Genomic DNA, 10,465 nt, shown 5'->3' with positions numbered 1-10,465 from the left:
CACCCCGTCGCACCGGCGAACTGCTCTGGGTCGGCATAGGCGGCGGTGAGGTCGGCGAAGAAGACCGCCCAGGAGTCGTCGTCCCAGGCGATGTGGTGGGCCACCAGCAGCAGAATGTGTTCGTCTGGCGCCACCCGGATCAGGGTGAGCCGAAGCGGGGCATCGGATTCCAGCCGGAACGGGGTGCCGAATTCTCGCTGGGCCAGCACTTCCAGCCGCAGTGCGCGGGCCTGTTCGGCGAGGTCGGACAGGTCGTGTGCGGCAAAGCCCGGCGTGACCTCAGCGATCACCGGGTGCGGTTCGCCCGCGTCGTCGACGGAATAGACGGTGCGCAGCACGGGGTGGCGTGCGGCCACTGCGGCCAGCGCGGCCTGCACCCGGGCGCCGTCCAGCGGACCGGTGAGACGGTAGGAGACCGAGATGTTGGCCAGGGCGCCGTCCGGGTCGAGCGCCTGTACGAACCACATGCGTCGCTGTCCGTCGCTCATGGTCAGCGGCCCAGAACCGTTGGCCGGCCCGGAAGCCGGCTCGTCAGAGGACGAAGCAGCGGACAGGCCGCGTTCGGCGAGTCGGCGGCGCAGCAGTTCCAGCCGCAGCTCGTTCGCGTCGGTCGCCTGGTCGACGGCGTCACGCGGCGATTCCAGCTTCGCCTCTCCTTCGTCGAGCCTCGCTAAACCGCCGGTGTCAGTCATGGGTGAATACAGTCCTTTCCGTCGCCGCGGCCGGCGCTGCGTCATCGCTCAGCGCCGCCGTCAGCTGGGCTCCGGTCATTCCGGCCAGCAGCGGGCCGAGCGCCACGCGCAGGCCGGTGGCCCGCCCCAAGCGCTTGCGCAAGTCCAGTGCGAGAAGTGAATCCAGGCCGAGGTCGACCAGGGCCCGGTGCATGTCGATGTCGTCGGGACCTTCCAGGCCCAGCACCGTCACCAGTTCGGCGGCCACCACCTCACCGATCGGGCGATCTGCCTCGGCGTCAGCCGTTGCTGCGGTCAGTGATTCGTCGAACGGCGAAGGCACGCCCTGGCTGTCGAAGAACACCGCCAGCCGATCGAAATCGGCGGCCAGGATCGCCGGGTCGTCCGGCGCGGCAAGGAATCCGGCGATGATCGCGGCCTCCGGGGTCATCGGTGTGAGGCCGGTTCGGGCGATCCGGTCCTTCTCCTCGCCGCTGACCACCGCCACGCTGCGCCACAGTCCCCAGCGGATGGAGGTTGCGTTTCGGCCCTGCACCCGCAGCTGTCCCACCAGCGTGTCGGCCATCCGGTTGGCCGCCGCGTAGAGTCCGTGTCCCGACCCGCCCCACAGCGCCAGCACCGAGGAGCACACCAGCACTCGTGCGTCGGCGGCCAGCGGCCAGAGCCGTGCCAGGTTGTCCAGTCCGATCACCTTGGCGCCGAACGCGTCCCGGACCGCCTCGGCGGTCACCTTCGACGTAGCCACGGCTTCCGCCGACGCGGTATGCACCAGCAGCCCGGCCGGTACGGGTCGGTGTTCCGCGATGACCTCCGCGACCGCGGCCTCATCGGTGACGTCGCAGCGGATCGCGGTGATGCGCGCCCCGGTACGCGCGCGCAGCGCATCCAACTGCGGCGTAATCGCATCGCCGGCCCCGCTCCGGCTGAGCAGGACGATGTCGCGTGCGCCGTGTTCGGCGCAGAACGCCGCATACGCCATGCCGATGGCTCCGGTTCCGCCGCTGATCACCACGGTCTGCGGGACCGTTGGCACCGCTGCGGCGGCCTTAAACTCGGCGGCCTCGACGGACTCGACGAATCGACGGGTCGCCAGGCGCCCGGCGCGCACTGCCACCTCGGTGTCGGTCAGCGAGAGTGCGGCACCGGCGGCTCGCAGGTCTGCGACGGTGGGCTGCACCGGCAGGTCCAGGTGCGCGAAGGTGTGGTCGGGGTAGTCGAATCCAGTGCTGCGATGCAGCGCGGCCAAGGCGGCGGCGCCGGGGCGCGGTGGCGGATCACCGTCGAGTTGCTCGGCGCCGCGGGTCAGCAGCCAGACCCGGCGGCAGTGCTGCCCCGGCTGAACAACGGTCTGGCCGGTCGCGTGTGCGGCGAACTCGGTTGTCACTGTGGCGATATCGGCCGCGTCGGCAAGCGGAGCGATCACAAGCAGGAATTCGGCGTCGGCCGGGTTCACCACCTCGACGTCCAGCTCCGCCGCCAATTGCGCCGTCAGCTCAGGCGATTGGCCGGCGTAGTCGACGACGGCCACCCGCGCGGGCCGCTGCTCCGGCTCGGCGACCGGCCGCCAGCTCTCGGTCATGACGACCGGCGTCCGATGGCGCGGCGCGGACGTCTCCGCGCCGGCCCACAACCGGTTGGTGTGCATCGGTGCATGCGGGAAATGCCGCAGCAGCGCAGGAGCATCCGGTGGGGTGAAGTCGCGCCAGCGATAGCCGGGGTCGGCGATCGCCGCGGCGGCGATGTTCGCTGCCAGCGCCTCGCCGGCGGGCCGGTCACGGTCGGTGCTGCCCAACACCTGGGCGGCCCCGACCGAGTCGCCCAGCGCGACGAGCAGGGTCGGGTGCGGCGACATCTCGATGAACGTCGTAACGCCGCGCGCCACCGCGGCAGCGGCGGCCAAGTCGAATCGGACCTGCCGGCGCAGATTGTCGAACCAGTACTGTCGGAACGTGGTGGCAGGCGGGATCGGACCGCCGTACACCGACCCGATGAATTCCACCGGGGCGCTGTGGAATTGCGCGTCGGGAAGCTGCCCGGTCAGCTGGTCACGCAACGGCTCCAGGGCGCTGGTGTGCGCGGGGTAGCGCACCGGCAGCTCGCGGGCGAAAACGCCGCGCTGGCCGGCGCACTCCAGAATCTGCTGTATCGCCGGCCACTCGCCGGAGACGACCACCGATTCGGGGCCGTTGACCACCGACAGCTCCAGCCAGCCGGGGATTGCGGCGATGATGTCGGCCGCGGCGTCGGCGTTCAGGGCGATCATCGCCATGCCGAACCGGACCGGCGCGTCGGCGGCCAGCTGGTCGGTCAGCTGCGCGCGTGCGGCCACCACCGCCACCGCGGCGTCCAAATCCACCACGCCGGCGGTGTAGGCAGCGGCCAGCTCCCCCAGGCTGTGGCCGACGGTGATGTCGGGCAGCACGCCGAAATGTCGCCAGGTGGCTGCTAGGGCCGCGGCGTGGGTGAACTGAGCGGCCTGCACCACCACGGGATCTGTGTCCTCAGTGCCGCGCAGGTAACTCAGCGGCGAGGCGTGACCGGCACGCAGGAAGGCGTCATGACAGCGGTCCGCCTCGGCGCGGTAGGCCGCAAGCTCGAGCAGCTCGGCGCCCATGCCGGGCCACTGGTTCCCCTGGCCCGGGAACACGAAGGCGGTGCGAGCGGCCTCGGGTTGATGCGACCGAGCCACCAAAGGGTGTTCGACGCCGCGATAGACGGCGTCGAGGCCGCCGATGAGCTCGGCGGCGTCGCGAGCCCGGATCACCGCGCGGTAGCGGCGCACCGAGCGGGTGGCCCGCAGGGTCTGGGCGACCGCCGAGACCCCGGCGGGGTGCGTGTGCAGGTAGCGCGCCAGCGCGCCCGCCTCGGCAGCCACCAGGTCGCGGGCGTGTGCCGAGATCAGCACGGGGATCCGGCCGTCGGGCAGGGTCATCGGGTGGCTGTTCAGCACGACGCGACCTCGGAAGCGTCGTCCACCCCGACGATCACATGCGCGTTGGTGCCGCTCATTCCGAACGCCGACACCGAGCCGATCCGGCGGCCGTCGCTCGCCGGCCAGGCGGTGATGGTTTCGGCCAGCGTGATTCCGTGACCGTCCCAGTCGATGCCGTCATGCCAGCCGTCTCGAACATGCAGAGTGGCCGGGATCGTCTGGTGCTCAGCGGCAAGGAGCAGCTTGGTCAGCCCGAGCGCGCCCGCCGCGGCCTGGGTATGCCCGATGTTGGATTTGACCGAGCCGAGCCGCGGGCCGCCGCCGCCAGCCGTGTCGGTGCCGTAGACGCTGATCAGCGAGCGCAGCTCCACGGGATCTCCGACCCGGGTTCCGGTGCCGTGACCCTCGATCATTCCGACCTGGCTGGGGTGCACGCCGGCGTCGGCCAGGGCATGCCGGAACAGTCGCTGCTGGGCCTGTTCACTGGGGGTCAGCAGGCCGGTGGTGTGACCGTCCTGGTTCAGCCGGCTGGCCATGATCTCGCCGTAGATGTGGCGGCGCTCGCGCAGCGCGGCCGACTTCCGTTGCAGCACAAAGATTCCAGCGCCCTCGGCCCACACCGTTCCGGTAGCGGCGGCACTGTAGGGCCGGCAATGGCCGTCGTCGGAGAGCGCGTGCTGCTTGGAGAACTCGACGAAGAAGCCGGGCGAGCCCATCACGCACACACCACCGGCCAGCGCCATGTCGGTGTCACCGGTCTGAATCGCCTGCACCGCCAAGTGCAACGCGGACAGCGCCGACGAACAGGAGGTGTCGACGGTGATCGCCGGGCCGGCCAGGCCAAGGGTGTAGGCGATCCGGCCGGAGATCACCGACAGCGCGGTGCCGGGCAGCAGGTGACCACTGTGCGCGCTGAACTGCGCCATGTCCGGGCCGTAGCCGGTGACCGAGGCACCGAGATACACGCCGACGTCGTGGCCGGTGAGCTCGTCGGGATTGATGCCGGCATCTTCCAGCGCGCGCCAGGCCACCCGCAGTGCCACCCGCTGCTGCGGGTCCATCGCGATGGCCTCGCGTGGCGCGATACCAAAGAATCCGGGATCGAATTCGGCGGCGCCGGACAGGAATCCGCCCGCGTTGCAGATCGGCTTGAAGCCGTCGCGGTGCGACCCCTCGATGAGTTCACGCACCGCCCAGTCGCGGTCTTCGGGGATGGTGCTCAGCGCCTCGCGGCCGTCGGCCAGCAGTGACCAGTACTGCTCGGCGGTGTCGATCCCACCGGGCGCCTCGACGCCGAGGCCGGTGATGACGACCGGGTCCTCGCGCCGATCATTCATCGGCGATGATCCGCTTCGCCAAGGTCTCGATGTGCTCGTAGTGATAGAAGTGCCCGCCGTCGTACAGCGACATCGACCAGTCGCCGGTGGTGTGGTCGGCCCAGCGTTGCAGCAGGTCGGCGCCGACCCGGTCATCGGAGCGGCCGCCGAGCACCGTGATGTCGGCGCTGATGGTGGTATCGGGTGCGCACTCGTAGCGGTTGAACGCCAGGTAATCCGCGCGCACCGGGGTCAGCAGCAGGGTGAGGAACTCCTCGTCGGCCAGGATTCGCGGGTCGGTGCCGCCGAGCTGGGCGAGCTCGGCGCGCAGGTCGGCATCCCCGGTGGGCACCTTGCGCAGCCCGGCCACCACGCCGGGTGCCGGGCCCGCCGAGGCCCACAAGCGCTGGATCTCGATGCCACGCTCTTCGGCGAGCCGGGCGAACTCGAACGCCACCAGCGAGCCCATGCTGTGCCCGAACAGGCGTAGCGGCCCGAGCTGGTGCCAAGGCGCGGCGTCGAACAGGCTGCGGGCCAGCTCCGGCAGGGTTTCGGCGGCCGGCTCGCGAAAACGGTCGGCACGCTGCGGATACTGCATGACGTAGGTGTCGGCACCGGTGGCGAGGGCCAGCGCCAGCGGGCGATAGTTGACCGCCGTTCCGCCGGCATGCGGGAACACCAGAGTCGGGGCGCCGGGCCCGGGAAAGCGGCCGATCCAGGGTGGGAACTGCGCGACGGCCGAGGTGTCGTCGACGGCCATCCGGTCCCCTCCCGATCCCTCGCAAGTGTTAGTAAAGGCTGCCCTAATTTTCCTGCGTTAGGTTACCCCTATCGGAGGCGCGCCGGAAATCCGGGAGCTTGTGGACCGGTCTTCGACCCTTCGCTGCGCCGAGCGTGTACTGAGGGCGTTTTTGCGGCCGTGTTTTTCCTCGCACTGAATACACGTTCGGCGAAGGCGGAGCCTCGCCCTGGGTCACACTCCCCTGATGGACGTCCGCACCACGATCGACACCTACCTGCGGGCCTGGACGCTCCAGGACCCCGAACTCATCACCACGATCTTCACCGACGACGCCACTTACCACGAGCGGGTGCTGAACGAACCGATCCGCACCCGCGCCGGGATCCGCGACTATTGGCAGAGCAAGGTCGTCCAGGGACAGGCCAATATCGATGCCCGACTGCTCAACCTCTACACCGCCACCGACGGCACCACGGTGATCGCCGAGTGGGAGGCGACATTCGACGACCGCGTCCAGAACGTGCGAAAGCGGATGCGCGAAGTCGCCATTCTGGAATTCGCCGGTGAGCGGATCGTCAGCCTGCGCGAGTACTGGGCCTCGGAGGTAGTCGGCTAGCGCGGGTTGCCGCCCAGCGTCAGAGCTGGCCGGCCACGAATGCCGCCGCCTGACCGGGCATCGGCGACTGCGCATAGGACAGGTGCGGCGCGGAGAACATCTCGTCGTGCGAAGGCAGCGCCAGGGCGCCCGGAGTGCAGATCGGATCGCCGTCGGCACACAGGTCGATGGCCTTGGCCCCGTACCAGGGGCTGATCTCGCTGATCGGTCCGCCCAGGTACCGGTCGGTGGGATTCCCGAAGACCGCGACCGCAGCCACGTGTGCGGCCTCCTCCTCCGACAGGGTCGCGGCGTTGAAGCCCGCCACCGATGCCCGCGCGATGGTGATCAGGTCGATGACCATCGCGCCTTGCGAATATCCGCCGAGCACCAGCTTGGTGTTGGGACAGGTCGCGACCATGGATTGCACGTGGGCGTTCGCGTCGCCGGCGCCGGCGGACGCCGACGGCGGCCAGTCTTCGCCTGCCGGGTAATTGACCGCATACACCCCGACGGTCCGTCCCCCGACCCGCGAGCGCAGTGCATCGATGAATTTCTGGCCGACCGCGCCGACGCCGGGCGGTTCGGCGGTGCCACGGGCGAAGGTCACCTCGACGTCGGGACAGCCGGCAGCGGCGGCGGAAGGGACGACCGGGGCGCTGGGCAGGATCGCCAAGGCCGTCAGCACCGGGACACCGAGCAACACGAGCCATCGGCGCGCTTTCATGTCACCGATGCTGGCACACCGCGACCGCGATCCACCAGCCCTTATCGCCACGTCTGGCACCTTTCTCCGGAGATCAGAACGGGCCCAGGAGACTGTCCAGGGCGTCTCCGCCCGCCGAGGCCACGGCGCTACCGGCGCCGTCAGCCGTAGCCCCCAGGGCGGTGGCAAGCATCTGCGGCCAAGTCACCAGGAGGTCCTGCAGCAGGCTGCCCTCGTTGATCAGACCTGCGAACGGGGTGTCGTCTCCGTTGACGGGGCTGACCTGGACGAAGCCGTTGAGAAGGTCGCCGATCGCGTCGCCGGGCACCGTGAGCGCGTCGAAGAATGCCTGTTCAAGGATGCCGGGCACTAGCTGCATGAAAAACCCTTCGCAAGGTCCGATCGGCGGCGGTGACATGGGCATGGCCTCGACAAGCCCCCATGTTGGACAGGCGCCCCGTCGTCTCTGTCAGCTGCGACTCGTCATACCCCGGGTTCGGTCAGACGCTGGGTGCGCAATCGCAGCGCATTGCCGATCACGCTGATCGACGACAGGGACATGGCAGCCGCGGCGATCATCGGTGACAGCAGCAGCCCGAATGCCGGGTAGAGGATCCCCGCGGCGATCGGAATGCCGACCGCGTTGTAGGCGAACGCGAAGAACAGGTTCTGCCGGATATTGGCTACCGTCATCCCGGAGAGTTCGCGTGCTCGCACAATGCCGGTGAGGTCGCCGTTGAGCAGGGTGACGCCGGCGCTTTCCATTGCCACATCGGTGCCGCCGCCCATGGCCAGCCCGACGTCGGCGGCGGCCAACGCAGGAGCATCGTTGACGCCGTCACCGGCCATCGCCACCACCCGCCCCTCGACGCGCAGCCTGGTGACGACATCACTCTTCTGATCGGGCAGCACATCGGCCTCAATCCAGTCGATCCCCAGGCGGTTTCCGACGGCCTCGGCGGTCACCCGGTTGTCGCCGGTCAGCATGACGATGTCGATGCCTTCGCGGCGCAACGCGGCCAGCGCTGCTGGCGTCGTCGGTTTGACCGGGTCAGCGATGGCGAAGATGCCGGCCGCCCGACCGTCGATGCCGATATAGATCGCGGTGGCTCCATCAGACCGCAGCCGGTTGGCGTCGGCCTCCAACGCGCTGGCGTCGATCCGCTGCGAGATGAGGAATTCGGCGTTGCCCGCCACCACATGGCGGCCGTCGACGACGCCGATCACGCCTCGGCCGGCCGGTGCATCGAAGCCGTCGACGGCGGGAACAACCACGCCGCGGGCCGCCGCCGCCGCAGCGATGGCTTGCGCGAGTGGGTGCTCCGAAGCCCGCTCGACACCTGCGGCCAGTCGAAGAATTTCGGCGGGATCGAAACCGGACACGGCGACGATGTCCGTCACCGCGGGATGTCCTTCGGTCAGGGTGCCGGTCTTGTCGACGACCAGGGTGTTTACCTTCTCCATGAGTTCCAGCGCTTCAGCGTTCTTGATCAGCACGCCCAGCCTGGCTCCGCGGCCGACTCCGACCATGATCGACATTGGCGTGGCCAGCCCCAGCGCACAGGGACAAGCGATGATCAACACCGCCACCGCGACAATCAGGGCGTGCGCCAGCTTGGGGTCGGGACCGAATAGACCCCATGCGATGAATGCGATCACCGCGACAGCGATCACGGTGGGTACAAACACCCCGGCGACTCGGTCGGCGATCCGCTGGATCGGTGCTCGGGAGCGCTGCGCCTGCGCGACCATGGCCACGATCTGCGCCAGCATGGTGTCCCGACCGATCTTCTCCGCGCGCATGACCAGCCCGCCGGACTGGTTGATGGTGCCGCCGATAACGGTGTCGCCGGTGGACTTGGTGACCGGCATCGATTCGCCAGTCACGACCGACTCGTCGACAGTGGATCTGCCGTCCTCGACCGTGCCGTCGACCGGCACCCGCTCGCCGGGCCGTACCCGCAACCGGTCGTCAATCTGCACATCGTCGAGGCTGATCTCCTCGTCGGCACCATCCGAACGGATTCGCCGGGCAGTCTTCGGTGCCAGGTTAAGCAGGGCCTTGATGGCGCCGGAGGTCTGCTCGCGCGCCCGTAGTTCCAGCACTTGGCCGAGCAACACCAAGACGGTGATGACGGCTGCCGCCTCGAAATAGACATCGACGGCGCCCATGGTCCGGAACGAGTCAGGGAAGACATCCGGTGCGACTGTGGCGACGACGCTGTAACCCCAGGCCACACCGGTGCCCATCGCGATGAGGGTGAACATGTTCAAGTTGCCGGTACGCACCGAATCCCAGCCTCGGACAAAGAACGGCAATCCCGCCCACAACACCACCGGCGTGGCCAGTCCCAACTGGATCCAAGCCGATACCGAGGCAGAGATGACCTCCGGCACCCAGCCGAGCAGGTGGCCGCCCATGGCCAGTACGACCACCGGCAGTGCCAACGCTAGGCCCACCCAGAAGCGGCGGGTCATGTCGGCAAGCTCGTGGCTGGGACCGGTGTCAGCGGTGACTGAGACCGGCTCCAGCGCCATGCCGCAGATCGGGCACGACCCCGGGCCCGGCTGGCGAATCTCGGGGTGCATCGGACAGGTGTATTCCGACGCCTCCAGCACGCCCGAAGGCTCGACGCCGACTCCGCAGTGATGGTGCTCGTCGTGCCGCTCGCGGCCGGTCTGCGCGGTCATGCGCAACACCCCATCGAACCCCAGACCGCTTGAGCACCGGTGTGGCCAATGCGCACCACGAGCCAGACGGAAGCAACGGCCGACAGCACGGTTCCCGTTCCGGCGATCGCGATGCCGATGCGACGCACAGCGAGCGGCAGGGCACCCACCACATCGGCGAACAGCGGAGTGTGCCCAGCCCACCAGCAGATCAGCGCGATCATCAACAGCGCCGACCAAACGATGATCTGACCGCCCAACCGCGCGTGTACCTGGAGAACCGCGCTGCCCATCACCTGGCTTTGCAGCCAGTTTCCGGCCCCCGTCGTCAGCGGGATTGCCATCAGGGTCCCGGCCGCCACGAACAACAGCGGTCCACCGATTCGGCGGCGCGCCGCGGGCCAGAAGACCACCACGATCGCCAGCACGGCCGTTACGAAGATCATGACTGCTGCCAGATGCGCGACCAGTGGGTGCGCAGGTAGACCGCCGATTGTGGTTAGCACGGTCATCTCACCTCAGATCGCGAATTACTATTTGTCGCAGCACCTTTTGTCTGGCATCTGCTTGTCCATCGGCATGCCTGGGGACATCTTGTGGTGAGACATTCCCGGACCCGACTTGTGTGAACCCCCGCCGTCGTGCTCGGACCCGTTGGGCGAAGGCGCATTCGGGGCATGAGGCGCGGCGACCGCTACCGGTCCCAGCGTAACCGCGCCAGAGGACCCAGCCCAGGCTCCGACGAAAAAGACTCCCGCCGTGACGCCGACGACGGCCAAGGCGGCCGCCATCGCACGCCGGCGCTCGCGCAC

Annotated in this window: 9 protein-coding genes; 1 reads left to right on the top strand and 8 read right to left on the bottom strand. The window is 68.9% G+C overall.

The window, feature by feature from the left end; genetic code table 11:
• The 4 genes from ABW16_RS15185 to ABW16_RS15170 form a co-directional block, all read right to left on the bottom strand.
• Nucleotides 1-692 (bottom strand): condensation domain-containing protein (locus tag ABW16_RS15185; protein WP_047320000.1); only part of this gene is annotated, 692 nt, incomplete at its 3' end.
• Nucleotides 685-3,642 (bottom strand): SDR family NAD(P)-dependent oxidoreductase, encoded by a 2,958-nt coding sequence (locus ABW16_RS15180; RefSeq protein ID WP_052956930.1) that lies wholly within the window; start codon nt 3,640-3,642, stop codon nt 685-687. The genes ABW16_RS15180 and ABW16_RS15185, both read right to left, overlap by 8 nt.
• Nucleotides 3,636-4,961, bottom strand: coding sequence for a beta-ketoacyl [acyl carrier protein] synthase domain-containing protein (locus ABW16_RS15175; RefSeq protein WP_047319999.1), 1,326 nt, complete (start codon nt 4,959-4,961; stop codon nt 3,636-3,638). The genes ABW16_RS15180 and ABW16_RS15175 overlap by 7 nt, the downstream gene beginning before the upstream one ends.
• The gene (locus ABW16_RS15170) at nt 4,954-5,700 is read right to left on the bottom strand and encodes a thioesterase II family protein (protein ID WP_047319998.1); all 747 of its coding nucleotides are present in this window, start codon (nt 5,698-5,700) and stop codon (nt 4,954-4,956) included. Before ABW16_RS15170 ends, ABW16_RS15175 begins: the two co-directional genes overlap by 8 nt.
• Nucleotides 5,701-5,926: 226 nt before the next feature.
• Between ABW16_RS15170 and ABW16_RS15165 the strand changes: the two genes are divergently transcribed.
• The gene (locus tag ABW16_RS15165) at nt 5,927-6,298 is read left to right on the top strand and encodes a nuclear transport factor 2 family protein (RefSeq protein WP_047319997.1); all 372 of its coding nucleotides are present in this window, start codon (nt 5,927-5,929) and stop codon (nt 6,296-6,298) included.
• A 19-nt stretch (nt 6,299-6,317) separates the two neighbouring features.
• On the opposite strand, the gene ABW16_RS15160 is transcribed toward ABW16_RS15165, so the two are convergent.
• The 4 genes from ABW16_RS15160 to ABW16_RS15145 form a co-directional block, all read right to left on the bottom strand.
• On the bottom strand, nt 6,318-7,004 hold the full coding sequence (locus ABW16_RS15160) for a cutinase family protein (RefSeq protein ID WP_109519615.1): 687 nt from the start codon (nt 7,002-7,004) through the stop codon (nt 6,318-6,320).
• Nucleotides 7,005-7,077: 73 nt separating this feature from the next.
• A complete protein-coding gene (locus ABW16_RS15155; protein WP_131721508.1) occupies nt 7,078-7,362 on the bottom strand; it encodes a hypothetical protein in 285 nt (94 codons plus the stop codon).
• A gap of 104 nt (nt 7,363-7,466) precedes the next feature.
• Nucleotides 7,467-9,674, bottom strand: coding sequence for a copper-transporting P-type ATPase (locus tag ABW16_RS15150; protein WP_082134134.1), 2,208 nt, complete (start codon nt 9,672-9,674; stop codon nt 7,467-7,469).
• Nucleotides 9,671-10,165, bottom strand: coding sequence for a hypothetical protein (locus ABW16_RS15145; protein ID WP_047319995.1), 495 nt, complete (start codon nt 10,163-10,165; stop codon nt 9,671-9,673). Before ABW16_RS15145 ends, ABW16_RS15150 begins: the two co-directional genes overlap by 4 nt.
• Nucleotides 10,166-10,465: the final 300 nt, after the last annotated feature.

This window comes from Mycolicibacter heraklionensis (assembly GCF_001021505.1).
Classification (GTDB): domain Bacteria; phylum Actinomycetota; class Actinomycetes; order Mycobacteriales; family Mycobacteriaceae; genus Mycobacterium; species Mycobacterium heraklionense.
Note: the sequence above shows the minus strand (reverse complement) of the source record. Positions and strands in the feature narration are given on the sequence as shown.